26 protein-coding genes are annotated in these 25,028 nt (G+C 56.4%); 14 read left to right on the top strand and 12 right to left on the bottom strand.

The annotated features are described in order from the left end of the window. Positions 1-75: 75 nt before the first annotated feature. Positions 76-681, bottom strand: a complete 606-nt coding sequence (ribA, locus tag ABSH60_RS18820; RefSeq protein ID WP_056780679.1) for a GTP cyclohydrolase II — start codon at positions 679-681, stop codon at positions 76-78. 297 nt (positions 682-978) lie between these two features. On the opposite strand from ribA, the gene pgpB reads away from it, so the two are divergent. The 3 genes from pgpB (at position 979) to lapB (ending at position 3,487) form a co-directional block, all read left to right on the top strand. Beyond that, on the top strand, positions 979-1,734 hold the full coding sequence (gene pgpB, locus ABSH60_RS18825) for a phosphatidylglycerophosphatase B (protein ID WP_136375330.1): 756 nt from the start codon (positions 979-981) through the stop codon (positions 1,732-1,734). A 265-nt stretch (positions 1,735-1,999) separates the two neighbouring features. Then, on the top strand, positions 2,000-2,311 hold the full coding sequence (locus ABSH60_RS18830; protein WP_056781019.1) for a LapA family protein: 312 nt from the start codon (positions 2,000-2,002) through the stop codon (positions 2,309-2,311). Positions 2,312-2,317: 6 nt separating this feature from the next. After that, the gene (gene lapB, locus ABSH60_RS18835) at positions 2,318-3,487 is read left to right on the top strand and encodes a lipopolysaccharide assembly protein LapB (protein WP_056780671.1); all 1,170 of its coding nucleotides are present in this window, start codon (positions 2,318-2,320) and stop codon (positions 3,485-3,487) included. A gap of 75 nt (positions 3,488-3,562) precedes the next feature. On the opposite strand, the gene ABSH60_RS18840 is transcribed toward lapB, so the two are convergent. Further along, positions 3,563-3,850, bottom strand: a complete 288-nt coding sequence (locus tag ABSH60_RS18840; RefSeq protein ID WP_056780668.1) for a hypothetical protein — start codon at positions 3,848-3,850, stop codon at positions 3,563-3,565. A gap of 191 nt (positions 3,851-4,041) precedes the next feature. On the opposite strand from ABSH60_RS18840, the gene pyrF reads away from it, so the two are divergent. Both pyrF and yciH read left to right on the top strand, forming a co-directional pair. After that, positions 4,042-4,770 (top strand): orotidine-5'-phosphate decarboxylase, encoded by a 729-nt coding sequence (gene pyrF / locus ABSH60_RS18845; RefSeq protein WP_056780663.1) that lies wholly within the window; start codon positions 4,042-4,044, stop codon positions 4,768-4,770. Positions 4,771-4,782: 12 nt separating this feature from the next. Further along, entirely contained in the window at positions 4,783-5,112 is a 330-nt protein-coding gene (yciH, locus tag ABSH60_RS18850) for a stress response translation initiation inhibitor YciH (RefSeq protein ID WP_390975257.1), read from the top strand. Between the two features lie 70 nt (positions 5,113-5,182). Here the strand turns inward: yciH and osmB are convergent, their stop codons facing one another. Beyond that, the gene (gene osmB, locus ABSH60_RS18855) at positions 5,183-5,401 is read right to left on the bottom strand and encodes an osmotically-inducible lipoprotein OsmB (protein WP_056780657.1); all 219 of its coding nucleotides are present in this window, start codon (positions 5,399-5,401) and stop codon (positions 5,183-5,185) included. Between the two features lie 401 nt (positions 5,402-5,802). On the opposite strand from osmB, the gene araD reads away from it, so the two are divergent. After that, entirely contained in the window at positions 5,803-6,498 is a 696-nt protein-coding gene (araD, locus tag ABSH60_RS18860; protein WP_056780654.1) for an L-ribulose-5-phosphate 4-epimerase, read from the top strand. A gap of 12 nt (positions 6,499-6,510) precedes the next feature. Here the strand turns inward: araD and ABSH60_RS18865 are convergent, their stop codons facing one another. Genes ABSH60_RS18865 through ABSH60_RS18875 form a run of 3 tightly spaced genes read right to left on the bottom strand, consistent with a single transcriptional unit; the run spans position 6,511 to position 10,652 of the window. After that, entirely contained in the window at positions 6,511-7,254 is a 744-nt protein-coding gene (locus ABSH60_RS18865) for a DNA-binding transcriptional regulator YciT (protein WP_122095503.1), read from the bottom strand. A gap of 60 nt (positions 7,255-7,314) precedes the next feature. Then, positions 7,315-9,747, bottom strand: coding sequence for a formate C-acetyltransferase/glycerol dehydratase family glycyl radical enzyme (locus ABSH60_RS18870; protein WP_390975260.1), 2,433 nt, complete (start codon positions 9,745-9,747; stop codon positions 7,315-7,317). 5 nt (positions 9,748-9,752) lie between these two features. Beyond that, positions 9,753-10,652 carry a glycyl-radical enzyme activating protein gene (locus tag ABSH60_RS18875; RefSeq protein ID WP_390975262.1) on the bottom strand — a complete coding sequence of 300 codons (900 nt, stop codon included), beginning with the start codon at positions 10,650-10,652 and terminating at the stop codon, positions 9,753-9,755. Between the two features lie 146 nt (positions 10,653-10,798). Here ABSH60_RS18875 and fsa point away from each other — a divergent pair, with 146 nt between their 5' ends. Together fsa and kdgT are read left to right on the top strand one after the other, a co-directional pair. After that, positions 10,799-11,464, top strand: a complete 666-nt coding sequence (gene fsa / locus ABSH60_RS18880; RefSeq protein WP_056780627.1) for a fructose-6-phosphate aldolase — start codon at positions 10,799-10,801, stop codon at positions 11,462-11,464. Positions 11,465-11,725: 261 nt separating this feature from the next. Further along, positions 11,726-12,721: a 2-keto-3-deoxygluconate transporter gene (kdgT, locus tag ABSH60_RS18885; RefSeq protein WP_056780622.1), complete on the top strand. Its 996-nt coding sequence runs from the start codon at positions 11,726-11,728 to the stop codon at positions 12,719-12,721. Between the two features lie 44 nt (positions 12,722-12,765). Here the strand turns inward: kdgT and lsrK are convergent, their stop codons facing one another. Both lsrK and lsrR read right to left on the bottom strand, forming a co-directional pair. Then, positions 12,766-14,358 (bottom strand): autoinducer-2 kinase, encoded by a 1,593-nt coding sequence (gene lsrK / locus ABSH60_RS18890; protein WP_168734077.1) that lies wholly within the window; start codon positions 14,356-14,358, stop codon positions 12,766-12,768. 70 nt (positions 14,359-14,428) lie between these two features. Beyond that, complete coding sequence (gene lsrR, locus ABSH60_RS18895; protein WP_056780619.1) at positions 14,429-15,415, bottom strand: transcriptional regulator LsrR; 987 nt, start codon at positions 15,413-15,415, stop codon at positions 14,429-14,431. Positions 15,416-15,646: 231 nt separating this feature from the next. Between lsrR and lsrA the strand changes: the two genes are divergently transcribed. From lsrA to lsrG, 6 genes are read left to right on the top strand one after another with little or no spacing between them, the layout of a single operon-like run. Next, positions 15,647-17,209: an autoinducer 2 ABC transporter ATP-binding protein LsrA gene (gene lsrA / locus ABSH60_RS18900; protein WP_390975265.1), complete on the top strand. Its 1,563-nt coding sequence runs from the start codon at positions 15,647-15,649 to the stop codon at positions 17,207-17,209. Beyond that, the gene (gene lsrC, locus ABSH60_RS18905) at positions 17,203-18,279 is read left to right on the top strand and encodes an autoinducer 2 ABC transporter permease LsrC (protein ID WP_390975267.1); all 1,077 of its coding nucleotides are present in this window, start codon (positions 17,203-17,205) and stop codon (positions 18,277-18,279) included. The genes lsrA and lsrC overlap by 7 nt, the downstream gene beginning before the upstream one ends. Then, positions 18,279-19,304: an autoinducer 2 ABC transporter permease LsrD gene (gene lsrD / locus ABSH60_RS18910; RefSeq protein WP_217204073.1), complete on the top strand. Its 1,026-nt coding sequence runs from the start codon at positions 18,279-18,281 to the stop codon at positions 19,302-19,304. Before lsrC ends, lsrD begins: the two co-directional genes overlap by 1 nt. 28 nt (positions 19,305-19,332) lie before the next feature. Then, positions 19,333-20,334, top strand: coding sequence for an autoinducer 2 ABC transporter substrate-binding protein LsrB (lsrB, locus tag ABSH60_RS18915; RefSeq protein WP_371414292.1), 1,002 nt, complete (start codon positions 19,333-19,335; stop codon positions 20,332-20,334). An 18-nt stretch (positions 20,335-20,352) separates the two neighbouring features. After that, positions 20,353-21,228 (top strand): 3-hydroxy-5-phosphonooxypentane-2,4-dione thiolase, encoded by an 876-nt coding sequence (gene lsrF, locus ABSH60_RS18920; RefSeq protein WP_390975270.1) that lies wholly within the window; start codon positions 20,353-20,355, stop codon positions 21,226-21,228. Positions 21,229-21,231: 3 nt separating this feature from the next. Continuing rightward, on the top strand, positions 21,232-21,522 hold the full coding sequence (gene lsrG, locus ABSH60_RS18925; protein ID WP_056780596.1) for a (4S)-4-hydroxy-5-phosphonooxypentane-2,3-dione isomerase: 291 nt from the start codon (positions 21,232-21,234) through the stop codon (positions 21,520-21,522). A gap of 147 nt (positions 21,523-21,669) precedes the next feature. Here lsrG and ABSH60_RS18930 read toward each other — a convergent pair whose 3' ends face one another. The 4 genes from ABSH60_RS18930 to ABSH60_RS18945 are packed head-to-tail and all read right to left on the bottom strand — an operon-like array spanning position 21,670 to position 24,941. Then, positions 21,670-22,515, bottom strand: a complete 846-nt coding sequence (locus ABSH60_RS18930) for an amino acid ABC transporter ATP-binding protein (RefSeq protein WP_238485167.1) — start codon at positions 22,513-22,515, stop codon at positions 21,670-21,672. A 27-nt stretch (positions 22,516-22,542) separates the two neighbouring features. Continuing rightward, the gene (locus tag ABSH60_RS18935) at positions 22,543-23,457 is read right to left on the bottom strand and encodes an amino acid ABC transporter permease (protein ID WP_056780589.1); all 915 of its coding nucleotides are present in this window, start codon (positions 23,455-23,457) and stop codon (positions 22,543-22,545) included. A 35-nt stretch (positions 23,458-23,492) separates the two neighbouring features. Further along, on the bottom strand, positions 23,493-23,996 hold the full coding sequence (locus ABSH60_RS18940) for a GNAT family N-acetyltransferase (protein ID WP_056780587.1): 504 nt from the start codon (positions 23,994-23,996) through the stop codon (positions 23,493-23,495). Positions 23,997-24,011: 15 nt separating this feature from the next. After that, positions 24,012-24,941, bottom strand: coding sequence for an ABC transporter substrate-binding protein (locus ABSH60_RS18945; RefSeq protein WP_200930324.1), 930 nt, complete (start codon positions 24,939-24,941; stop codon positions 24,012-24,014). Positions 24,942-25,028 lie beyond the last annotated feature (87 nt).

Raw genomic sequence — 25,028 nt, forward strand, 5'->3', positions numbered from 1 at the left:
AAATGCGTTAATACTGCGTTTTCTGCATAAAAAAGGGCACCTTCATAAGGTGCCCTTAATATTTGCCGGTCAGAATTACTTGTGGCGCAGATCGTTATCGAGCAGATGGCCCATTTTGGCCGCTTTGGTCGATAAATAACGCTCGTTTTCCGGGTTACGCCCGACGACCAGCGGAACGCGTTCGACGATGTTGATCCCGGCTTCTGTCAGAATTTCGACTTTTTTCGGATTGTTGGTCAGCAGGCGGACCGAATCAACACCCAGCAATTTGAACATGTCGGCGCACAGCGTGAAGTCACGTTCATCGGCGGCAAAACCGAGCTGGTGGTTGGCTTCGACGGTGTCGTAGCCTTTGTCCTGCAGGGCATAAGCGCGGATTTTGTTCAGCAAACCGATGTTACGGCCTTCCTGACGGTGATACATCAGAATGCCGCGACCTTCTTCGGCGATGTCGTTTAACGCTGCTTCGAGCTGAAAACCGCAGTCGCAGCGCAGGCTGAAGAGGGCATCGCCCGTCAGGCATTCAGAGTGAACGCGTGCCAGAACGGGCGTTTCACCACTGATGTCACCAAAAACTAACGCCAGGTGGTCATGCCCGGTGGCCAATTCTTCAAAACCCACCATCAGGAAATCACCCCAAGGTGTCGGCAGATTGGCTTCTGCCACCCGTTTCAGCTGCATTTTACGCTCCAAAAAAAACACAAATTGTCTTCATTTACAGTGAGTATTTTACTTATTGATGCGCATCCTACGTGCGGATGCGGTGTCAGGATAGGGAATCGGTGCCTTTCCTTCACAACAGGGCACCATTTTGCCACAGTTTGACCTGCGCATTGACGGGAATATTTGAACAAATAGTTCATAACTTATGAACTATAACAGTAACCTCAACAACCCGGATTTAAGGAATGTGCAAGAATTACAACATTGCTACACTTCTACTCTTTTACGCATTTTACGAAAACAGAAAGGACGACTATGTTTGATATCGCCAAACGCACCGCCCTCGGGGCACTTCTTCTGCTTATCATGCCAGCGGCGGTGTGGGTCAGTGGCTGGCTATGGACACCCGGCGGCAATCCGGCGATTTTACTCCCGCTTTACTGGGTGACCGAAACCGTCAGCCAGCCCTGGGGAGTATTGACCACGGTTATTCTGTGCGGCTGGTTCTTATGGTGCCTGCGTTTTCGTCTCAAAGCGGCAATCGGGCTGGTGCTGATGATTTCTGTGGCGCTCCTGATCGGCCAGTCCACCAAGACGTACATCAAAAAGGAAGTGCGTGAGCCGCGCCCTTACGTCGCCTGGCTGGGCACTGATCATCAGATGAACGTTGAAGAATTTTACGGTCTGAAACGCAAGGCTCGCAGCCAGCAGGTGAAAGAACTGCTCGGCGATAACGTCCAGATCCCGCACTGGCTGAACAGAAGCTGGCAGAAAGATACCGGTTACGCATTCCCGTCCGGCCATACCATGTTTGCTGCCACCTGGGCGTTACTGGGTATCGGGCTATTGTGGCGCCGTAAACACTACAAGACGGTGACCGCGCTGATGGTGTGGTCGGTGGTGGTGATGGGCAGCCGGCTGATGCTGGGCATGCACTGGCCGCGCGATTTGATTGCCTCAGTGGGGATAAGCTGGCTGCTGGTGACGCTGGCCTGCTGGCTGACCGACCGTTACATCGGTCCGCTGACGCCGCCACCGGCAGAAGATCAGGACATCGCAGAGCGCGACTGAGGCGGTTTTCACGCGCACAGCATTTCTGAAAAGAGGGGGGCTTTTACCGTTCCCCTTTGATTTCACGCAGATCGTCCCCATATCACTGATATGTTGTTTTCACCGGTTCACGTCGCCGATCGCAAAAGTCGTGCGATCTTCAGACAGTTACTCTTTTAACCCTCTGCAATGTTTCCCAGCTTTGTGCAGAAATGCTAACTTATTAGGTCGGGACGAGAGTTTTTGGCATAATTCATCCGGTACACCCGGCATTACAGGAATGAATGTGAAATATCTGCTGATTTTTTTATTTTTACTGGTCATCGTGGTGATTTCCATCACGTTAGGCGCGCATAACGATCAAACTGTGACCTTCAACTATTTGCTGGCGCAGGGTGACTATCGCGTATCGACGCTGCTCGCCGTGCTGTTTGCGACCGGTTTCATTCTGGGATGGGTCATCTGCGGATTGTTTTACCTTCGTGTACGCCTTTCACTTGGCCGTGCTCAGCGCAAAATCAAACGTCTGGAACTGCAAATCGAACCCGTGGCTGTCGTGACGCCGCCTGCAGCATCTTATGATGTCAGCAAGGAATAATCCTTTATGTTAGAGCTGCTGTTTCTGTTGTTGCCCGTTGCGGCCGCCTATGGCTGGTACATGGGGCGCAGAAGTTCTCAGCAGGACAAACAGGAAAATGCTAACCGCCTGTCGCGTGAATACGTAGCCGGGGTTAACTTCCTGCTTTCCAATCAGCAGGATAAAGCGGTCGATCTGTTCCTCGAAATGTTGAAAGAGGACAGCAGTACGGTCGAAGCGCACCTGACTCTGGGTAACCTGTTCCGCTCCCGTGGCGAAGTCGATCGCGCGATACGTATCCACCAGTCCCTGATGGAAAGCGCCTCGCTGACGTTCGAACAACGTCTGCTGGCCGTGCAACAACTGGGTCGTGACTACATGACCGCCGGTTTTTACGATCGCGCCGAAGACATGTTCAACCAGCTGGTGAAAGAGCAGGATTTCCAGCTTTTCGCGCTCGAGCAGCTCCTGATCATTCATCAGGCCACCAGCGACTGGCAGAACGCCATCGATGTGGCCGAACGTCTGGTGAAACTGGGTAAAGAAAACCGTCGTAAAGAGATCGCGCATTTCTGGTGCGAACTGGCCTTGCAGGCAATGGTGTCGGACGATTTTGATAAAGCCACCGGCCTGCTGAAAAAAGCAGCACAGGCCGACAAACTTTGCGCCCGCGTGTCGATCATGCAGGGCCGCATTCTGATGGCGCAGGGCGATTATCGCAAAGCCGCCGATGCACTACAGCGGGTGCTTGAGCAGGACAAAGAAGTGGTCAGCGAAGCGCTGCCGATGCTGCAGGAGTGCTATCAGAATTTGCAGGATACGCTGGCCTGGGCGGAGTTTCTCAAACGCTGCGTGGACGAAAATACCGGCGCCACGGCTGAACTGATGTTGGCGGAAATCATTCATCAGGAAGAAGGGCGGGAAGTGGCGCAGAACTACATCAACCGTCAGCTTCAGCGCCACCCGACCATGCGCGTGTTCCACCATCTGATGGATTACCATTTGGCGGATGCGGAAGAGGGGCGAGCGAAAGAAAGTCTGGGATTACTGCGGGATATGGTCGGCGAACAGATCCGCACCAAGCCGCGTTACCGTTGCCATAAATGCGGCTTTACCGCGCATTCGTTGTACTGGCATTGCCCGTCGTGTCGTGGCTGGGCAACCATAAAACCTATTCGCGGGCTGGACGGGCAGTAGCGATATAAACGCAACATAATGGTTTTAAACGGGCAATAACCTTATTGCCCGTTTTTATGTCGGTCAGACCTGAATTTACTTCTTCTTGCTGCTCGCTTTACGGGCGCTGATCAGCGTACGTAATTTCTTGATTTCTTTGGCCGTCAGCGCCGGCTCAGACTCTTCCGCCAGATGCTGATTATCAATGTCATGTTCGGTCGCTTTCGCGGCTTTCTTCCCTTTATGCGCTTCCGGATTAAAACTTGCCTCCAGACGTGCGGCGACTTCTGCACTGAGTGAATGTTCTGCGTCTGCAGCTGCGTTCTTGATCAGCTCTTTTAATTCCACCGGAATTTTTACGGTCAGGGTCGTTATCTCACTCATTTTTCTGCCTTTCCTTCGTGTAAAAGTAACAAGCTAAGCCAGCCTTGTGACATCGTCTAGTGATTAACAAAAATTTAATAAAAGTGTCACATTAGGCATAGCTGTAAATTCAGCGTCTTGCCATGTAAAATGCGGGCGGCAGAAATTAAGCTTTCCCTTCCAGATTTGATAACTCACAAGAGGCTGAAGACATGAAGTCAGAAAATAAGATTAACAACAACGACTTAAACTCCTCACCTATTGTTGTCGCCCTCGATTATGCCGATAAATCTGCGGCGCTCGCCTTTGCAGATAAAATCGATCCCCGTGATTGCCGTCTGAAAATCGGCAAAGAGATGTTCACTCACTTCGGGCCGCAGATGGTCAAAGATTTGCAGTCGCGCGGATTCGACGTATTTCTGGATCTGAAATTCCACGATATTCCTAACACCACCGCCCACGCGGTGGCCGCGGCTGCCGATCTCGGCGTATGGATGGTCAATGTGCACGCCAGCGGTGGCGCGCGCATGATGACGGCGGCAAAAGAAGCGCTGGCCCCCTTTGGTAAAGATGCGCCACTGCTGATTGCCGTGACGGTTCTGACCAGCATGGAAGGCAGCGATCTGGCCGATTTAGGCATTACCCTTTCTCCGGCGGATTACGCAGAGCGTCTGGCTCGCCTGACCCGTGACTGCGGCCTGGATGGCGTGGTCTGTTCCGCGCAGGAAGCCACGCGCTTTAAAAGCGCGCTGGGCAGTGCATTCCAGCTGGTCACGCCGGGGATCCGTCCTGCCGGCAGCAAAGCTGACGATCAGCGCCGGGTGATGACGCCGCAGGAAGCGATGGCGGCCGGGGTGGATTATATGGTAATTGGTCGTCCGATCACCCAATCCGCCGATCCGGCGCAGACCCTGCGTGAAATCCGTGATTCATTGCGTTAAGCAGAGGCTGATATGAACAACGACAACAACAGTCGCCTGGTCTATTCAACAGACAGCGGCAGGATTGATGAACCGAAAGCAGCAGTCGTTCGCCCGAAAGTCGATGGCATTGTGCGCATTCAGCGTCAGACCAGTGGCCGTAAAGGGAAGGGCGTGTGCCTGATCACCGGCGTTGATCTCGATGACGCAGCGCTGGACAAACTGGCGGCGGAATTGAAGAAGAAGTGCGGCTGTGGTGGTTCAGTGAAAGACGGCGTGATTGAGATCCAGGGCGATAAACGCGACCTGCTCAAACAATTGCTCGAAGCGAAGGGAATGAAAGTCAAACTGGCGGGCGGCTGATTAAGCCTGAGGGTAATGAGATGCTGCGCCGGTCAACAGCGCAGCCTCTTTCTGTTTTTTGACTCTGTTTTTATTTGCTAACCTGATGACCCACAATACCACCGACTGCTGCGCCACCTAATGTACCTAACGTACTGCCATCAGTCAGAACCGCACCACCCAGTGCACCGGCACCGGCACCAATCGCCGTGTTACGGTCACGTTTAGACCAGTTACCGCAGGCGGTAACAGACATCGCAAGAGTCAGAACCAGTGCAATACTGGCAACGCGTTTATTTACGAGCATCATAGTTATCTTCCTCAAAGGATTAACGTTCAGCATCATTTATAAGTATAGGTAAGTTGCAGCATTCTCACCGAAATTCACCTTGTATTCCTTCACGCTACTTACAAATTCTCTGGCTGTTCCGAACCTTTATTCATAATTCGTATCATCCGGACGCACTTTTGCATCCGTTGAATTAAAATAGTGAAATTACCATTCATTCACTAGGTGAATAATCTTAATTCACCAGTGTGCTGCGTGAGCGGAGCACAAAAGACTAAAGGGCGGCGAGATTTCATCCAAATCTGTCCCTGCGGGCACTTTTGTGTTTGCAGCAGAACTGTACGCACTCTTTAGCGATTTCCCCCATACCTGCCACCTCCTGCCGCCCAGACAATAGGTCATCGACAGACGAGGGAACCAACATGCTGAAACAACTGAAAGAGCAGGTACTGGAGGCCAACCTGGCACTGCCTCGCCATCATCTGGTGACCTTCACCTGGGGAAATGTCAGCGCGGTAGATCGCCAGCAGGGGCTGATGGTCATCAAGCCGTCCGGCGTGGAATACGAAAACATGGGTGTGGATGACATGGTGGTGGTGGAGCTGGAATCCGGCAAAGTGGTTGAAGGCAATAAAAAGCCCTCATCCGATACCGATACCCACCGGGTGTTATACCTGAACTTCCCGCAGGCGGGCGGCATCGTGCATACCCATTCGCGCCATGCCACCATCTGGGCGCAGGCAGGCATTGATATTCCGGCATGGGGCACCACGCACGCGGATTATTTTTACGGCAATATTCCCTGCACGCGCCTGATGACTGAAGCAGAAATTGCCGGGCGTTACGAATGGGAAACCGGAGAGGTGATCGTGAAAACGTTCGCCGAACGCAACCTGTCACCGGCTGATATCCCGGCCGTGCTGGTGCATTCTCACGGGCCGTTCACCTGGGGGAAAGATGCAGATAACGCGGTGCACAATGCGGTCGTGCTGGAAGAAATCGCCTACATGGGCATCTTTTCCCGCCAGCTGACGCCGCACTTGCCAGACATGCAGCCGCAGTTACTGGATAAACATTATTTACGCAAACACGGCAAGAACGCCTATTACGGTCAGTGAGAAAGGATGAAGTCAGCCGACAAGGCTGACTTTTACCCCTGAAAGCGCAAGCTGTTGCTGAAAGTCTTCCGGCAGTTTGTCGTCTGTGATCACCCGGCTGAAGGCATTGACCGGCCCGAGGGGATTGAGGTTAATCTGGCCGAACTTCGACGAGTCCGTCAGCACAATGTTCTCAGCACCTTTCGCTATCACCGCATTGACAATATCCGCCCGCAACATATCTCTGCCGGTAAATCCGGTGGCCTCCGTAAACCCGTCAATGCCGACAAATGCCTTGCTGAAATTGGTCTGTTGCAGACACATTTTGGTCAGCGGGCCGACCACTGTCTGGCTGGTTTTTTGATACATACCGCCGAGCAATACCACCTCGCAGGGCATACTTTTCAGCAGTGACGCCACATAGCTGCTGACGGTGATCACCGTCAGATTCTTCTTGTCGGAAAGGTACTGTGCCAGCAGGGCAATGCTGCTGCCGCTTTCAAAAAAAACCGTTTCACCGTCGCGGATTAACGATGCCGCGAACCTGGCCAGTTTTTGTTTCTGGGCGAAATTCGACATCATGCGTGTATCCACGTCGTCGGTCTGAATGGCGACGGCAAAGCCGTGCGCACGACGCAGATAATCACGCTGCTCCAGCTGGGTCAGATCATGACGGATGGTCACTTCCGACACCTGACAAATCTCCGACAACTCACTGACGCTGATCCGCTGTTTATCGTTTACCCATTGCAGAATAACTTGTTGTCTGTCGTTCATAATCGCCCGAAATACGGGCGGCCACAGCCGCCCCGATAAAGGTAAATTCAGAGGTGAACATCAAAGCGTATGTTCAGTGCGCGCAATAATATCATCCTGCGCCTCAGGCGATAAAGCCGTAAAGAACGCGGAATAACCGGCAACGCGCACCACCAGATCGCGGTAGTTTTGCGGCTCTTCGCGTGCCCTGAGCAGCGTCTCGCGGGAGACAATGTTGTACTGTACGTGCCAGCCACGATGTTCCTCAAAGAAGGTGCGCAGCATCAGCATTAACGTCTGGCGGTCGCCTTCATTGTCCAGCGAGGCCGGATTCAGTTTCTGGTTCAGCAACACCCCGCCCAGTATTGCTGCGGTCGGCAATTTACCCAGCGAATTAAACACCGCCGTCGGCCCGAGATGGTCGGTGCCGGATGCCGGGCTCGCGCCTTCTGCCAGCGGAGTGTACGCTTTTCTGCCGTCTGGTGTTGCGGGAGTGGCCGCACCAAAGGGCACGTTGGCAGAAATCGACGAGGTTCCCGCGTAATAGGTGCCGCCAGTCGGGCCACGGCCAAAACGGGTGTTGTGATAATTTGCCAGTTCGTCGATGTAACACTGATAGGCGCGCACCAGCAGCTGGTCCACGTCATCATGATCGTTGCCGTATTTTTCCGCGCCGTTAATCAGACGCTGACGCAGACGCTCACCGTCCAGCCCCTCATAGTCTGATGCCAGCGCTTTAGCCAGTTCCTGCTGGCCAATCACACCCTGATCGAACACCAGTTTTTTCACCGCCGCCAGGCTGTTCCCCAGATTGGCGATACCGACCTGCAACCCTGATACCCAGTCGTACTTCGCGCCGCCCTGTTTGATGGTTTTGCCGCGCTCAATGCAGTCATCGACCAGCGCCGAGCAGAGAATATCTTGCGCATTTTCTTCCAGAACGGTATCAACCACGCATTCGATTTCGATGGATTTACGGGTGTAATAACGGATCTGCGCATCCCACTGGGCAAACACCTGTTCGAAATTCTCGAAATTCCCCTGCGACAAACCGCGTGCCTGCGGCAGGAAGCAGGTTTGGCTTTTCGCGTCCTGCCCCTGTTCCAGCGCGGCGAGCATGACGCGGGCAAAGTTGATAAAACTCATGCCGGTGCAGCGGTAACCCCATTTTCCGCCGACCGCGGTTTCGATACAGCCGATGGCGGCATAATCGTAAGCATCTTCTTTTTCGACGCCCAGTTTGATGAATTCAGGGATCACGATCTCATCGTTATTGAAGGCGGGCATCCCGAATCCGCAGCGGATCACCTGCACACAGGCATCGAGGAAATCGGCGCTCATACCGGCGTGATAGCGCACGCTCAGGTTTGGCTGGGTCGAACGCAGCTGCCCGCACGATTCCAGCACCGCGTAGGAAAGGGGATTTACAGCATCAGACGGCACGCCGTGATGCAGATTCTGACCGCCGATGGTGACGTTCTGATACAACGGGCTGCCCGCTGACGCTTTCGAGTGCGTACCGGAGCGGATCTTATTGACCTCCAGCAGTTTCAGCCAGCAGCTTTGCAGCAACTCGATCGCCTGATGGCGTTCCAGCGTCTGCTCCAGCTCAACATCGCGGCGATAGAACGGATACAAATACTGATCCATGCGGCCAAACGACACCGAGTGACCGTTGGATTCAATCTGCAAAATCAGCTGAATGAAATAGCAAAGCTGCAAGGCCTGCCAGAAGTTTTCAGGCGGTTGATGGGCGATCAGCTCGCAGTGGGCAGCGATGGTCAGCAATTCAGCACGGCGGCTTTCGCGCGGCTCCGAAGCGGCCATTTCGCGCGCCAGGCCGGCGTAGCGGACGATGTGATCGCTGACCGCCGCCAGCGTGATATCAATGGCTTTCAGCAGCTGTTCTTTATGCAAATCCTCCCAGTCAGTCAGATTAATGCGGCTGCGGCGCTCATCGACTTTCTGACGCAGCCCGTCCAGCCCCAGCTCCAGCAGCAGTGGAAAATTCACCGCCAGATGGGCATCACCGGACGTCATATTGCCTTCGGCTTTCACAATGCCGCTGTCGAGCAGCGCTTTTTGTTCGTCAGTGAACATGCCGTAGCAGCGATCCTGCACCGTCTGGCCGCGCCACCACGGGCAAATTTCATGCAGGATTTTCTTATTGGCTGCGCTGACGGCAAAACCTGCCCCCGGTCGGTCAGACAGCGCGTCTATTTCATTTTCAATCCAGCCGACGGTGTATTCCGGAAAAATCGGCGCGGCGCGCACTTCGCTGGCCTGATTGCCGACGATCAGCTCGTCATGTTTGATCCAGAGGGTGCGCTGACTCAGGTGTCTGGCCAGCGCCAACGCGCGGCGAACCGGCAGCGGTTTGTCGGCGTGTTGCTGATAAACCTGCGTGTAATGCTGCGCACGCTCGGTACAGACCGGCGGTTTAACGATATGGATCAGCGCTTCTTTATGCGCACGAATACGGGCGGAAAGGGTGTTCAGATTCAGTTGAGTCATTCTTTTTATCCTCTTAACTGTGCACAAAGCCCTTTTTCTGCGGCGTATTCTTCGGCGAACGTCAGCAGGTCAGGGGCATTTAACGGCTGGCGCGCGGCCAGATAAGGTTGTCCGAGCAGGACGTATTTATTGATACCCAGGGTGTGATACGGCAAAAAATGGATGGCTTCGCAGCCCGTTTCTTCAGCAGCAAAATCGATAATCTGACGGACAGACGCACGGTCGGCGTTGAAATCAGGGATCAGCGGAACGCGCACAATCAGCCTCTGACCGGCTGCGGCCAGACGCCGGAAATTATCCAGCACCCGTCTGGCCGAGCCACCGGTCAGACGCCGGAAGGGGGCGTCGGCGACATGTTTGAGATCGGCCAGCAGCAAATCCAGCGCGCCAAGTGAAGGGTCGATGTATTTCCACGGCACATGCAGACAGCTTTCCACGGCGGTGTGCAGCCCTTCCTGACGGCAACGTTGCAGCAGCGTCAGCGCGGTGTGCGGCTGCATAAAAGGTTCACCGCCGGAAAGCGTCACGCCGCCGCCGGTGCGCTGATAAAAAGGTTTATCGCGCAGGATCTGCGTCATCAGCGCGTCGATATCCGCCTCATTCCCGCACACGCTCAGCGCACCGGCCGGGCAAACCTGTTCTATCTGGCACATATCGCTGGCGAGGAAATCGTCCCGCCGGATCTGTATACCGTGCTCCGTGACGGCTACGGCGTGCGGAAATGCCTGCGCACAGTGCTGGCATCCGGCGCTGCACAGGCGGGCGTCGAACAGAATGTCAGGCGCAGCCGCACGGCTTTCCGGGTTCTGACACCAGGTGCAACTCAGTGAACAGCCTTTGAGAAAGACGACCGTGCGGATCCCCGGGCCATCATGAGTGGAATAACGCTGCACATTGAAAATCATACGGACACTCTCGCGGTTAAAAACCTTCACTCATAATTTACAGGCTTTCATTCGTAAGTCAGTTTGATGATGATCAACAAACCTTGCGCTTGCAGGCGTACACTCTCAGAACTTTGCATTCGCTCACAGGTTTCAAGGAGAGGGTTATGGAGCTTTATCTCGATACTGCCGATGTCATTGCGGTAAAACGTCTTTCACGCATTCTGCCGTTACAGGGAGTGACCACCAATCCGAGTATTGTGGCGAAAGAGGGGAAATCGCTGTGGGACGTACTGCCCGCACTGCGTGATGCGCTGGGCGGCACCGGGAAATTATTTGCGCAGGTGATGGCGTCAGACGCCGAGCAAATGGTCGCTGAAGCCCTGTTACTCTCACAGCGGGTATCGGGTTTAGTGGTGAAAATACCGGTCACGCGGGAAGGCCTGGCGGCGATTAAAAAGCTGAAAGGGATGAACATTCCCACGCTCGGCACAGCGGTTTACGGCGCGGGTCAGGGATTGTTATCGGCGCTGGCCGGTGCGGAATATGTTGCGCCTTATGTGAACCGGGTCGACGCGCAGGGCGGTGACGGTATCGCAATGGTCAAAGAGTTACAGACGCTTCTCACCCTCCATGCACCGCAGTCCAAAGTGCTGGCGGCGAGTTTCAGAACGCCGCGTCAGGCGATGGATTGTTTGCTGGCAGGCTGCCAGTCGATCACTCTGCCGGTGGACGTGGCTGAACAGCTGCTCAACACGCCTGCGGTCGAAGCGGCCATAGAAAAGTTTGACGCAGACTGGCGGCAGGCCTTCGGCACCACGTCCCTCGGCTGATTTTCCCTTCGTTTCACCCCCGCCCGCACAGGTCACTGTTGCGGGTTTTTTTGTTTCCATAGGTTAAGAATTTTCGTACAAAAAAGCTGGAAATGTGATTTCGCGCCGAAATTAATTATTGACGAACGCCATTAATGAAACTGCTGATCTAAAAAATAGAAACATCGTTTCATTTTATGATTGCGGTCAATTTTATAAGCCTGATGAATGGATAACGTAACGGCATAACGTCATCCAATACTTTTATATCAGGTGGAAAATATGCACATTAAAAGAGCGATAGAAAGAATCCCCGGCGGCATGATGTTGGTGCCTCTGTTCATCGGCGCGCTGTGTCACACCTTTGCCCCTGACTCGGGGAAATATTTCGGTTCCTTCACCAACGGGCTGATGACCGGCACGGTGCCTATTCTGGCGGTCTGGTTCTTCTGCATGGGTGCCTCCATCAAAATCAGCGCGACCGGTACCGTACTGCGTAAATCCGGCACGCTGGTTATCACCAAAATCGCCGTTGCCTGGATTGTGGCGGCAATAGCCTCGCGCTTTATGCCGGAAAACGGCGTCGAGTTTGGCTTCTTCGCCGGGCTGTCGGTGCTGGCGCTGGTGGCGGCGATGGACATGACTAACGGCGGTTTATACGCCTCGGTGATGGAGCAATACGGCACGAAAGAAGAGGCGAGCGCCTTTGTTCTGATGTCGCTGGAATCTGGCCCGCTGATGACCATGATCATTCTCGGCACGGCGGGTATCGCCTCTTTTGAACCGCACGTCTTTGTCGGTGCCGTTCTGCCCTTCCTGATTGGTTTTGGCCTGGGTAATCTGGATCCTGAACTGCGTGAATTCTTCGGCAAAGCGATTAAAACGCTGATCCCGTTCTTTGGTTTTGCACTCGGTTGCACCATCAATCTGACCGTGATTGCACAGACAGGTCTGCTGGGTATTCTGCTGGGTCTTTCGGTGATTGTCGTGACCGGTATCCCGCTGATGCTGGCAGATAAATTTATCGGAGGAGGTGACGGGACCGCCGGTATCGCCGCCTCCAGCTCCGCCGGTGCGGCAGTGGCAACGCCCGTGCTGATTGCTGAAATGGTGCCGGAATTCAAAGCCGTCGCCCCGGCCGCCACGGCGCTGGTCGCCACCTCGGTGATTGTGACCTCGATTCTGGTCCCGATCCTGACGGCCATGTGGTCGAAAAAAATGAAAGGAAGAGCAGCAAAACAGCGCGTTAAGCTGGAGACGGTGGCGCGAATTAAATAAGCACAAACGAAGGGGGCGTTCAGTTCCCCCTTTATCACCCCGGTTTATAACCCCGGCGCTTTCCACATCGACGTCGTCAAATGCCGGTCAACCAGCCCCAGTTGATCGGCATACACTTCCTGCCAGTTGGCTTTCTGCACCAGATATTTTGCATGATTCGCCACATCCGGCTGATATTCCCGCTCCCAGCGCACCAGGGCTTCGCCGGTATCCGCGAGAGAGGCATACACCCCGGCAGCCACACCTGCCGCAATCGCGCAGCCCAGCGCCGTGGCTTCTTTTACCACCGGCACATTCACCGGCACGCCGGTAACGTCACTTAAAATCTGACACCACAATTTCCCCTTCGAACCGCCCCCGGAAAACACCAGTGATTTGGCGCGCACGCCTGAAAAAGCGGCGATCATGTCAAGATTACAGGCCGAGACGATAGCGGCGTTTTCCTCCAGTGCGCGGAACAACGTCGGTTTGTTGCATTTTTCAGGGTCGATGGAGAGATTGATGAACGACGGCGCGGCGTGATACCAGTTTTTGAAATGCATCGCATCAGAGAACACCGGCGTCACCCCCCACGAACCGACCGGCACGCGGGCGGCCATGTCTTCCAGCAGGCTGTAAGTGTCCACGCCCAGGCGCTGCGCCAGGGTTTTCTCTTCGGTGCAGAACGCATCACGGAACCAGCGCATGGTCAGGCCGGTGAAAAAGCTGATGGATTCCGCCTGCGCCATGCCGGGGATGACGTGCGGATTCACGCGGATATTCATCTCAGGGTCGGTCACTGGCTGGGGTAAATTGACGATTTGCTGCCAGAACGTGCCGCCGAGTACGGCGGTCTGGCCGGGGCGCACCAGCCCGAGGCCGAGCGTGCCGAGCTGCGCGTCGCCGCCGCCCATGCCGACCGGTGTACCCGCTTTCAGGCCGCAGGCATCGGCGGCGCTGGCGGTGACGTAGCCGAGGCGGGTGCCGGTTTCAGCCACCGGCGACAGCATATCGGCACGCAGACCGGCCATGTCCAGCAACTCAGGCCGCCAGTTACGGGTGGTGAGGTCTAACATCCCGGTTGTGCCGGCGTTTGACGGGTCAACCGCCAGTTCGCCGCTGAGCATATATGCCAGCCAGTCGCTGATCATCGTGATGGTGGCGGCCTGACGGTAGATATCCGGGCGATGATGAGCCAGCCACAGCAAACGCGGCATGGCGCTGAGTGCCAGCGTCTGGCCGGAACATTCATAGACTTCGCGTTCAAATTCAAAATCGTGGATTTCTTTCAGTTCGGAGACTTCGCGGCTGGCGCGCGCATCCACGTTGGCGCAGGCCCAGATCGGGGCGCCGGATTTGTCATACAGCACAATGCCTTCGCGCATCGAGCAGGCGGCAACGGCCCGGATGGCGGAGGCGGGGAGATGTGCTTCCTGCAATGCCTGACGGATACACTGGCAGGCCAGCTGCCAGTTTTTTTGCAGATCAAATTCCATCGAGCCCGGCACATCCGGCACCGCCAGATGGATCCACTCGGCCTGTCCGGCGGCTATCTGTTCGCCTTCGAGATTGAAAATCACCGCGCGGACACTGCCGGTCCCGGCGTCCAGCGCCATTAAATAGCTGCGTTCGTGGTCAGAGTTCAGGGTTGAGGTCATCGCCAGGTTCTCCCGTGCCGGTTTATCGGGCACCTGTTACCTGACCGCCACACCCCTTACACCCTGCGGGTCAGCCGAGCAGCGCCAGCATGGCTCTTGCTGTGCTCTCTTCAGTAACCAGTGCGTTAATGCGTTTACCTTTCAGCGCCGCGACAATGGCCTCGGCTTTCTCGACACCGCCCGCCACGCCTAACACGGTGGGGATGCTGGCCAGTTCGTCCGGCTTCACGGCGATCAGCTCATCGTGGATCGCCATATTTTCTGCCAGCTCGCCGCTGCGCTGCATAAAGAAACCGAGAATGTCGCCGACCGCGCCTTTGCGGCCAAATAACAACTGTTCGCCTTCGCTGATATACCCGGAGCGCAGGATGGTCGCTTCCTGTTTCTGATTCAGCGAACCAATGCCGACCACCGCGATATCGGCGGCGCAGGCTGCCAGCATCACATCGTGAACGTTTCGTTCCTGACGGAAAATCGCGGCCACGCTGGCGGATGACGCCCGCAGCGGCGCGGGAATAATGCTGACCCCGCAGGCGGCATCCAGCTGGCCGATGCCGGTCATGTACGGCCCGACACCGCCGGAAAGCGTCACCATGCGGATTTGCTGCGAGGAGATAAATCCGCTCAGGTGTTGCAGCGTACTCATCGCCGTTTCGCCAAACCCTACCGCCAGCAGCTGTTCAGGTTTGAGCAGGGTCATCAGCATATGCGCCGCGCCGACGCCCAACCGCGCGCTCAGCGAGCCGTCGGCCAGCTGCGGCAGCACGCGGATTTGCTGCAAGTCAAAACGTTCCAGCAGGGTGTTTTCCAGCGACAGACACCCTTCGAAACGCGAGTTAATTTGCACCCGGATCACCCCGGACTGCCGGCCTTTTTCCAGCAGGCGCGAGACTTTCAGCCGCGTCAGCCCAAGCCGTTCACCAATCTCATTTTGGGTCAGGCCGTCGTGGTAATAGAACCACGCGGTGCGCGCCAGCAGTTCCTCTTCACCCATGCTGAATTCCAGATGATTAGTTAAATCGGACAGGACCGTTTTTGTGCCGTTTTCAGAAGTCATAGTGAACACTTATCAAAATGTAGATCAATTGTTCGTTAACGAAATGTTGTTAACTGTGATGTGTATGGCAAATTACAAATGATTGACGCCTGAATCATATCGCAGAGTATATTAGTTGAAAAAATTGTGATCGACCCAAAAGTTTTCTTCCCCGCCGCAGACTAGGTTTATGAACAATGTTAAATGATAAATACATTTGTTCACTTAATGTATCCAGTCCGAGGGCGACGCATGCAGCACAGCGAACATTCATCCGCAGCACCCGGTTGCCCGCCTGTACTTTTACAGGTCAGCGGCGTCAGCAAAAGTTTTTCCGGTATCGCCGTGCTGAAAGACATCAGTTTCAGCCTGTACTCCGGGGAAGTGCATGCGCTGCTCGGCGGGAACGGGGCCGGGAAATCAACGCTGATGAAAATCATTGCCGGCGTCGAGACAGCGGACAGCGGTGAGATGCAGCTCGCGGGGCAACCGCTGGTGGCGATGACCCCCGCGAAAGCGCATGAGGCGGGCATCTATCTGGTGCCGCAGGAGCCGATGCTGTTCCCGAGCCTGACGGTGCGCGAAAATATTCTGTTTCGCTTACCCGCCCGGCAGGCCAGCGAGAAAAAACTGCAACACACGCTGGACGGGCTGGGCTGCAACCTGCCGCTCGGTGCGCTGGCAGGCACCCTTGAGGTGGCCGATCAGCAACTGGTGGAAATCCTGCGCGGTCTGATGCGCGACGCGCGATTGCTGATCCTCGATGAACCGACCGCCTCGCTGACACCGGCAGAATCCGCCCGCCTCTTTACCCAGGTCAGGCATCTGACTGACAAAGGCGTCGGCGTGGTGTTTATCTCGCATAAACTGCCGGAAATCCGCGCGATTGCCGACCGTGTCAGCGTCATGCGAGACGGCAATATCGCGCTGAGCGGCACACTGTCTGACCTCGATAACGATGCGCTGATCCGCGCTATCACCCCGCAAAACCTGGACAACGCGCTGCCCGCAGAACAAAAACTGTGGCTGGATCTGCCCGGCACACGGCGTAATCAGGCAGGCAGCGAACCGGTCTTACAGGTGCAGAATCTGACCGGTGAAGGCTTTATCAATATTTCGTTCAGCGCCCGCGCCGGGGAAATCGTCGGGCTGGCAGGCGTGGTGGGAGCAGGGCGAACCGAACTGGCGGAAACCCTGTATGGCCTGCGCCCCGCGCAAAGCGGTCAGGTGATGCTGATGCAACAAGACATCAGCGGCCTGACGACCCTACAGCGGCTGAAAAAAGGGCTGGTGTATCTGCCGGAAGACCGGCAGGCCTCCGGCCTTTATCTGGATGCGCCGCTGAGCTGGAACACCACCTCACTCACCTTCAACCGTCAGGGCTGGTGGCTGAATATCAAACGCGAAGCCGCGGTGCTGGAACGCTATCACCGGGCACTCGGCATTAAATACCGCGACGGGGCGCAAACCGCCCGCACGCTTTCCGGCGGTAACCAGCAAAAACTGCTGATCGCCAAATGCCTCGAGGCGCAGCCAGCGGTGCTGATTGTGGATGAACCGACGCGGGGCGTGGATGTGTCCGCGCGCGCCGACATTTACCAGCTGCTGCGTAACGTGGTGGAGCAGAACGTGGCGGTGATCCTGATTTCTTCCGATCTGGATGAGATCGAAGCGCTGGCAGGGCGGGTGTTCGTTATGCATCAGGGTGAACTGAGCGGCGAATTGCGCGGGGCGGACATCAACGTCAATAACATCATGCACATCGCGTTTGGTAATCATCCCCAGACCGCCGCCACCGGAGGATCCTCATGCTAAAGCGCATACAGAACAACCGTGAGCTGACCGCGCTGATGGCGATTATTACGCTGTTTGCCCTGCTCGGCGCAATGGACAGCCAGTCGTTCAGCTTCCAGACCCTGAGCATGATATTCGGCAGCGCGCAGATCCTGATGCTGCTGGCGATGGGGGCCACCGTGGTGATGCTGACCCGCAACATTGACGTGTCGGTGGGTTCCATTACCGGCCTGTGCGCCGTGACGCTGGGCGTGCTGCTCAACGGCGGCATGAGCCTGCCGCTGGCCTGTCTGCTGACGCTCGGCACCGGCCTGCTGGCAGGGGTGTTCAACGGTGTGCTGGTCGCGTGGCTGCGCATTCCGGCGATTGTCGCCACGCTCGGTACGCTCGGGTTATACCGCGGGCTGATGCTGCTGATGACCGGCGGCAAATGGATTGAAGGCTTACCGGCCGGGCTGAAATCGCTCTCTGAACCGGTGTTCCTCAACGTTTCATCACTGGGCTGGCTGGTGATTGTTTTACTTGTGGCGATGTTCTGGATGCTCAGTCGCACCGCCTTTGGCCGCAGTTTCTACGCCGTCGGCGACAACTTACAGGGCGCACGGCAGCTCGGCGTGGCGGTCAACCGCGTGCGCATTCTGGCGTTCGGCATTAACGGCATGATGGCGGCGATCGCCGGGATCGTGTTCGCCTCGCAAATCGGCTTTGTGCCAAACCAGACCGGCAGCGGGCTGGAGATGAAAGCCATCGCTGCCTGCGTGCTGGGCGGCATCAGCCTGCTCGGCGGCACCGGTTCAATCGTCGGCGCGGTGCTCGGCGCCTATTTCCTGACCCAAATTGACAGCGTGCTGGTGCTGTTACGTCTTCCTGCCTGGTGGAACGATTTCATCGCCGGCGTGGTGTTGCTGGCGGTGCTGGTGTTTGACGGCAGATTGCGGCAGGCGTTGCAGAAAAACCTGCGCCGCCAGAAATACGCCCGTTTTCTTTCCGCCAGCCCGCCGGTTTCAAAGAAACCTGCTGAACGTAAATCTCAGCAACCGAAAAATACCAGCCGACGGCTAAGTACCGGCAAAAAGAGCGGGGTGGTGTGATGAACAAACTTCAACAATATGGCTGGGAAGCAGCGCTGCTGGTGCTGTTGATCGCCGAAATCTTGCTGTTCGGTTTCGCCAACCCGCGCATGCTGGACGCCAGCACACTGCTGTTCAGTACCAGTGATTTCATCACCATCGGCATTGTGGCGCTGCCGCTGACGCTGGTGATTGTCAGCGGTGGTATCGACATTTCTTTCGGTTCCACTATCGGCCTGTGCGCCATCGCGCTCGGCGTGTTGTGTCAGGCCGGTGTGCCGCTGGCGCTGGCGATAGCCCTCACGCTGGCGCTCGGTGCCGCCTGCGGTTTACTCAATGCGGCGCTGATCCTCTATACCGGCGTCAATCCGCTGGTGATCACGCTCGGAACGCTCTACCTGTTCGGCGGCAGCGCCTTGCTGCTTTCGGGGCTGGCGGGCGCGACGGGTTTCGAAGGCATCGGTAATTTCCCGGATGCCTTTACCAATTTCGCCAATCAGGTGGTGCTGGGATTACCCATGCCGCTGCTGATCTTCCTGCTGGCGACGCTGTTTTTCTGGCTGCTGATGCACCGCAGTCGCACCGGTCGCAACGTGTTTCTCATCGGTCAGAATGCCCGTGTGGCTCGTTACGGCGCGCTGCCGGTCAGCCGCACGGTGTTTGCCCTTTACGGCATGACCGGGCTGGCCTCGGCAGTGGCCGCCATTCTGATGACCTCTTATTTCGGCTCGGCGCGGTCAGATCTCGGTAACGCCTTGCTGATGCCCGCCATCACCGCCGTGGTGCTCGGCGGCGCCAATATCTACGGCGGTTCAGGTTCCATTCTCGGCACGGCGCTGGCGACGCTGCTGATCGGGTATCTCCAGCAGGGTTTACAGATGGTCGGCGTCTCCAGTCAGGTTTCCAGCGCGCTGTCGGGTGCGCTGCTTATCCTGGTGGTGATTGGCCGTTCCGCCAGCCTCAACCGGGGTCTTATCCGCAGTGTTTTCCAGCGTTATCGCCAGCGTTGGTCTGCGCCTTCTTCTTCTGTCACGTCTTCTCAATAAGCCGGGGTTAATGATGAAAGCCAACACAATGAAAACCGTATTAATTGCCAGCGCCGTCAGCCTCGCCTGCCTGAGCGCGCAGGCGGCAGAACGTATCGCGTTTATTCCTAAACTGGTGGGCGTCGGCTATTTCACCAGCGGCGGTAACGGCGCCACGGCGGCGGGCAAGGCGTTGGGCGTGGATGTGACCTACGACGGCCCGACCGAACCAAGCGTTTCCGGTCAGGTGCAGATGATCAACAACTTCGTCAATCAGGGATACAACGCGATTGTGGTCGCGGCGGTGTCGCCCGACGGATTGTGTCCGGCGCTGAAACGCGCCATGCAGCGCGGTGTAAAAGTGCTCACCTGGGATTCCGATACCAAACCGGAATGCCGCTCGATTTACATCAACCAGGGCACCCCGCAGCAGCTCGGATCCATGCTGGTGGAGATGACGGCGAGTCAGGTGAAAAAAGAAAAAGCCAAAGTGGCGTTCTTCTATTCCAGCCCGACGGTGACCGACCAGAATCAGTGGGTGAAAGAGGCGAAAGCCAAAATCGCCAAAGAGCATCCGGGCTGGGAAATCGTGACCACGCAGTACGGCTATAACGACGCCACCAAATCCCTGCAAACCGCCGAAGGGATCCTCAAATCTTATGGCGATCTCGACGCGATTATTGCCCCTGACGCCAACGCATTACCGGCTGCCGCGCAGGCGGCGGAAAACCTCAAACGCACCAACGTCACCATCGTCGGCTTCAGTACGCCAAACGTGATGCGCCCGTACGTTGAGCGCGGCACGGTGAAACAGTTCGGTCTGTGGGACGTGGTCAGTCAGGGCAAGATCTCGGTTTACGTGGCCGACCATTTATTGAAAAAAGGCGAATTTAACGTGGGTGACAAACTGGACGTACCGGACGTCGGAACGGTGGAAGTGATGCCGAACAGCGTGCAGGGCTACCAGTATGAGGCCAAAGGCAACGGCATTGTGTTACTGCCGGAGCGTGTGGTGTTCACCAAAGACAACATCGGTAAATACGATTTCTGACGATAAGGAGACAGGAAAATGGCAGATCTGGATGACATCAGAGACGGCAAAAACTTCGGCATCGGCACGCCGCAGCACAATCACGCCTTCTTTCTTAAAGGCTGCGGTCAGCTTGACTGGGGCATGCAGTCGCGGCTGGCGCGGATTTTCAATCCTGAATCCGGTCGTACGGTCATGCTGGCCTTTGACCACGGCTATTTTCAGGGCCCGACGACCGGCCTTGAACGCATTGACATCAACATTGCGCCGCTGTTCGCCCACACCGACGTGCTGATGTGTACCCGTGGCGTGCTGCGCAGCGTGGTGCCTGCCGCCGTCAACAAACCGGTGGTGATGCGCGCGTCCGGCGGCAACTCGATCCTGACCGAACTTTCCAACGAAACGGTGGCAGTGACGATTGAAGATGCGCTGCGCCTGAACGTCACGGCGATGGCGGCGCAGGTGTATATCGGCAGTGAATACGAGCATCAGTCGATTAAAAATATTATTCAGCTGGTTGATCAGGGGATGCGCTACGGCATGCCGACCATGGCGGTGACCGGCGTCGGGACCGACATGGCGCGCGATCAGCGTTACTTCTCGCTGGCGACCCGCATCGCAGCGGAAATGGGCGCCAACATCATCAAAACCTATTTCGTTGATGAAGGTTTTGAGCGCGTCGCGGCGGGCTGCCCGGTGCCTATCGTGATAGCTGGCGGTAAAAAACTGCCGGAACGCGAGGCGCTGGAAATGTGCTTCAAGGCCATCGATCAGGGCGCATCGGGTGTCGATATGGGGCGCAACATTTTCCAGTCAGAATCACCGGTCGCCATGCTGAAAGCCGTGAAGGCGGTGGTGCATGAAAACGCCAGCGTGGCGCATGCGTATGAACTGTTCCTGAGCGAAAAGGGGTGAATCATGGAAGTGACGCTGGTCGAAATTAATGTTCAGCCGGAGAAGGTGGAAGAGTTTCTGAAAGTGTTCCACGCCAACCATCTCGGCGCGGTGCAGGAGCCGGGAAATCTGCGGTTTGATGTATTGCAGGACGAGACGGTACCGACGCGGTTCTTTATCTACGAAGCCTATCAGGATAACGACGCGGTGCTGGCGCATAAGAAAACCCCGCATTATCTCCGCTGCGTCGAGGCGCTGGAAGGGATTATGTCGGAGCCGAGGAAGAAGACGGTGTTTAAAGGGGTATATCCGTAAGCTGACGTTTAACGTCAAGGCACATAGCGGCCTGGGTGCGGCCTGTCGCCGCCGCCCAGGTGCTTAAACCGCGCTTGCTGAAAAAGCGGGGCGTAATCCAAAACAGCAAAAGTACTTTCCTGCCAGCTTCCGGTGCAATCGGAAATCTTAAAGCACCTTTTCTAAGAAAGCCCGGGTCCTCGCATGAACCGGCCGCTCCAGCACCTGTGCGGCAGCGCCGCTTTCCACCACGCGGCCATCCACCATAAACACCACCTGATCCGCCACCTGGCGCGCAAAGCCGATTTCATGGGTGACCACCACCAGCGTGACGCCCGACTGCGCGAGTTTTTTAATCACGTCCAGCACTTCGCCGACCAGCTCCGGGTCAAGGGCGGAGGTGGGTTCGTCGAACAGCATGACTTTGGGATTGAGTGCCAGCGCACGCGCAATGGCGATGCGTTGCTGCTGGCCGCCGGACAAATGTCGCGGCCAGGCGTGGGCTTTTTCGCGCAGGCCAACGGTGTCGAGCAGATCATAGGCCCGCAGGATGGCCTGCTTACGGCTCAGAAAACCGTGCACCACCGGCGCTTCGATAATGTTATCCAGCACCGTCATGTGCGGGAATAAATTGAAATTTTGGAACACATAACCGACGTGGGTGCGCTGTTTGAGAATGGCGCGCTCTTTCAGTTCGTACAGCGTGTCACCCTTGCGGCGGTAACCGATGTACTCGCCGTCGATCTGAATAAAACCTTCGTCCACGCGTTCGAGATGATTGATGGTGCGCAGCAGGGTGGATTTGCCGGAGCCGGAGGGGCCGAGGATCACCGTGACCGTCCCCGGTTCGATGTTCAGGCTGACGTTATCCAGCGCCTTATGCGCGCCGTAATATTTGCTCAGGTTGCTGATGCTGATGTGCCCGACGGTGGCCGCCTGCGGCCTGCGCGGGAACAACGGCTTAACGGGAGTTTCCGCCGGGCGGTTTACAAATAAATCAAAGGCTTCGGACATGATGATTCTCCTGGAAAGTTAAGCCGCTCATGCGCGGGTCAGACGCCACTGGCGCAGGCGCTGAAAAAGCGTCGGGGCGGTCTGACGTACGGTGCCGCGTGAGAAATAACGCTCGACGTAATACTGTAAAACCGACAGCACCGTGGTGATCAGCAGATACCAGATGGTCGCCACCATCAGCAGCGGGATCACCTGCTGTGTGCGGTTGTAAATCACCTGCACGGTGTAAAACAGTTCCGGCATCGACAGCACGTACACAATCGACGTGCCTTTCGCCAGGCTGATCACTTCATTAAAACCGGTCGGCAGAATTGAGCGCAGCGCCTGCGGCAAAATGATGCGGAAGGTGCGGCGGTATGCCGGTAATCCCAGCGCCGCTGCCGCTTCGTGCTGACCCTGTTCAACGCCCATGATCCCGCCGCGAATGATCTCTGCGGTATACGCCGATTGCACCAGCGACAGGCCGAGCACGGCGACGGAGAACTGATCCAGCAGATCGACGGTCGGCGTGCTGAAAAACGACAGTGAGGTAAACGGAATGCCGAGCGAGAGGTTGTCGTACAGATAGGAAAAGTTGTAGAGGATGATCAGCACCAGCAACAACGGCAGCGAACGGAACAACCAGATGTAACCCCAGGCCAGCGAATTGAGCAGGTAGGATTTCGACAGGCGGGCGAGGGCCAGCGCGGTGCCGAAGATCACGCCAAATACCGTGCCGAGCAGGGTGAGAAGCAGGGTTTTACCCAGCCCCGACAAAATCACCGGTTCAAAAAACCACTGGCGAAACACACCCCATTCCCAGCGGGGATTGGTGGCTATCGACTGCACAATCGCCAGCAAAATGAACACCGAAAAAACCGCACCGGCCAGCCGCCACGGATAGCGTGCCGGCACCACTTTCAGCGGGGGATGATTCACGAACGGGGATGTGTTTTCGCTCATACTTTTTCTGCCTGTATTCAGTGTTATCGTGCCGGTCAGGTGACCGGAACATCAGCGGTCAGCGCCTTGATGAAGGGCAGACGCCCGTCATACGGCGGGCGGGAATACACTTCCGGATCCAGCCGGGTGTCGAACTGCGGCTGATAACCGTGGGATAGATACAACCCGACGGCTTCCGGCTGACGGAATCCCGTGGTCAGAAAGACCCGACGGTAACCTTGTGCCGCGACCCGACGCTCCAGTTCCTGCAAAATCTTCTGTGCCAGCCCCTGACGGCGCAGCGAACGGTGCGTCCAGATGCGTTTCAGTTCGGCAGTGTCCTCGTCGTAGCGTTTGTAGGCGCCCATCGCAATGGGCGCGCCGTTTCTCAGCAGGACGATAAATGCGCCGCCGGGCGCGGAAAATACGCTGTCATCTTCTGGCGGCTGGCTGGAGAAAAAGTCGCCGTAGCGCTCGCGGTATTCACCAAATAACCCCTCGATGACCGGCGCAATCAGCGGATCGTCCGGCACGGTCTGAATAAAGATATCGTCGCTCATGGTGCAGTCTCCTGATCAGTCGCCCAGTCCCGGCGGGTTGATTTCTGAATGGTCAATTTTCTCGACGCTCTCGCCCCAGCGATCCAGCACCTGTAAATAGGCACCGCTGGCGATAGCGCTGTTGAGCGACGCCTGCACGGCATCCACTAATCCGTTACCCTTTTTCAGCGTGACAGCGATGTTAGCCGTTTTCGGCCAGCCGCCCGGCACGGTGCCGACCAGTTGGGTTTTACCGGTCAGCAGCGATTTATACGCGCCGGTCACGTTCGGGCCGAAAGTGGCATCGGCGCGGCCAGACTGGATCGCCAGCGTCGCGGCGGCATCGTCGGTCACGTATTGCGGTTTAAACGCCGGCAGCCCCTTGGCCTGATTCTCTTTATCCCACGCCAGCAGCACGGCTTCCTGATTGGTGCCGGAGCCGACGATAATGCGTTTACCGGCGATGTCCGGTGCGGATTTTATCGAGGTGATTTTGCTGCCGGTCTTCACGTAAAAGCCCAGCGTGTCTTCGCGGTAAGTGGCGAAATCAAATTTGGTTTTGCGGTCTTTGGTCACGGTGATGTTGTAGATCGCCGCGTCGTATTTGCCGGAGGTGACGCCCAGCGGCCAGTCTTCCCAGGCAGCCGGGACCACTTTCAGCTTCAGGCCCAGACCGTCGGCCACCAGACGGGCGATATCCGCCTCGCTGCCGATCACCGTTTTGTTATCACGGGCAAACAGGCCAAAGGGCGGGGCACTGCCGAGGACGGCCAGTGCCACGGTCAGCGTCCCCGGTTCGACAAATTTAAAGTTGGCCGGAATTTTTGCCACGGCTTCCGGGCTTTTCGGCGTGTGTATCGGCGTTTCATTGGCAATCAGATCAATACCCGGCGCGGCGTAAGCTGCTGAAGAAAAACTGACGAGTGCTGCGATGGCGGTGGCTGTGAGAGTGGCGCTATGTTTCATCATTATTATTTTTACCCTGCATGCTTATTGTCTGTGGTGATGACCGTGAGGTGACACTTTCACTATTACCGAGTGTTACAGGGATGT

It is taken from the genome of Rahnella sp. R3(2024), from assembly GCF_042920125.1.
Lineage (GTDB): Bacteria > Pseudomonadota > Gammaproteobacteria > Enterobacterales > Enterobacteriaceae > Rahnella > Rahnella rivi.

What these genes read in the sequence shown, in the direction of transcription:
- lsrG (WP_056780596.1), top strand. Translation starts at nt 21,232, where the DNA reads ATGGAAGTGACGCTGGTCGAAATTAATGTTCAGCCGGAGAAGGTGGAA.
- kdgT (WP_056780622.1), top strand. Translation starts at nt 11,726, where the DNA reads ATGCACATTAAAAGAGCGATAGAAAGAATCCCCGGCGGCATGATGTTG.
- lsrD (WP_217204073.1), top strand. Translation starts at nt 18,279, where the DNA reads ATGAACAAACTTCAACAATATGGCTGGGAAGCAGCGCTGCTGGTGCTG.
- pyrF (WP_056780663.1), top strand. Translation starts at nt 4,042, where the DNA reads ATGAAGTCAGAAAATAAGATTAACAACAACGACTTAAACTCCTCACCT.
- ABSH60_RS18945 (WP_200930324.1), bottom strand. Translation starts at nt 24,941, where the DNA reads ATGAAACATAGCGCCACTCTCACAGCCACCGCCATCGCAGCACTCGTC.
- ABSH60_RS18865 (WP_122095503.1), bottom strand. Translation starts at nt 7,254, where the DNA reads ATGAACGACAGACAACAAGTTATTCTGCAATGGGTAAACGATAAACAG.
- lapB (WP_056780671.1), top strand. Translation starts at nt 2,318, where the DNA reads ATGTTAGAGCTGCTGTTTCTGTTGTTGCCCGTTGCGGCCGCCTATGGC.
- ABSH60_RS18935 (WP_056780589.1), bottom strand. Translation starts at nt 23,457, where the DNA reads ATGAGCGAAAACACATCCCCGTTCGTGAATCATCCCCCGCTGAAAGTG.
- lsrF (WP_390975270.1), top strand. Translation starts at nt 20,353, where the DNA reads ATGGCAGATCTGGATGACATCAGAGACGGCAAAAACTTCGGCATCGGC.
- ribA (WP_056780679.1), bottom strand. Translation starts at nt 681, where the DNA reads ATGCAGCTGAAACGGGTGGCAGAAGCCAATCTGCCGACACCTTGGGGT.
- ABSH60_RS18840 (WP_056780668.1), bottom strand. Translation starts at nt 3,850, where the DNA reads ATGAGTGAGATAACGACCCTGACCGTAAAAATTCCGGTGGAATTAAAA.
- yciH (WP_390975257.1), top strand. Translation starts at nt 4,783, where the DNA reads ATGAACAACGACAACAACAGTCGCCTGGTCTATTCAACAGACAGCGGC.
- lsrB (WP_371414292.1), top strand. Translation starts at nt 19,333, where the DNA reads ATGAAAACCGTATTAATTGCCAGCGCCGTCAGCCTCGCCTGCCTGAGC.
- lsrK (WP_168734077.1), bottom strand. Translation starts at nt 14,358, where the DNA reads ATGACCTCAACCCTGAACTCTGACCACGAACGCAGCTATTTAATGGCG.
- ABSH60_RS18870 (WP_390975260.1), bottom strand. Translation starts at nt 9,747, where the DNA reads ATGACTCAACTGAATCTGAACACCCTTTCCGCCCGTATTCGTGCGCAT.
- ABSH60_RS18930 (WP_238485167.1), bottom strand. Translation starts at nt 22,515, where the DNA reads ATGTCCGAAGCCTTTGATTTATTTGTAAACCGCCCGGCGGAAACTCCC.
- pgpB (WP_136375330.1), top strand. Translation starts at nt 979, where the DNA reads ATGTTTGATATCGCCAAACGCACCGCCCTCGGGGCACTTCTTCTGCTT.
- lsrA (WP_390975265.1), top strand. Translation starts at nt 15,647, where the DNA reads ATGCAGCACAGCGAACATTCATCCGCAGCACCCGGTTGCCCGCCTGTA.
- ABSH60_RS18875 (WP_390975262.1), bottom strand. Translation starts at nt 10,652, where the DNA reads ATGATTTTCAATGTGCAGCGTTATTCCACTCATGATGGCCCGGGGATC.
- osmB (WP_056780657.1), bottom strand. Translation starts at nt 5,401, where the DNA reads ATGATGCTCGTAAATAAACGCGTTGCCAGTATTGCACTGGTTCTGACT.
- lsrR (WP_056780619.1), bottom strand. Translation starts at nt 15,415, where the DNA reads ATGACTTCTGAAAACGGCACAAAAACGGTCCTGTCCGATTTAACTAAT.
- fsa (WP_056780627.1), top strand. Translation starts at nt 10,799, where the DNA reads ATGGAGCTTTATCTCGATACTGCCGATGTCATTGCGGTAAAACGTCTT.
- ABSH60_RS18940 (WP_056780587.1), bottom strand. Translation starts at nt 23,996, where the DNA reads ATGAGCGACGATATCTTTATTCAGACCGTGCCGGACGATCCGCTGATT.
- araD (WP_056780654.1), top strand. Translation starts at nt 5,803, where the DNA reads ATGCTGAAACAACTGAAAGAGCAGGTACTGGAGGCCAACCTGGCACTG.
- lsrC (WP_390975267.1), top strand. Translation starts at nt 17,203, where the DNA reads ATGCTAAAGCGCATACAGAACAACCGTGAGCTGACCGCGCTGATGGCG.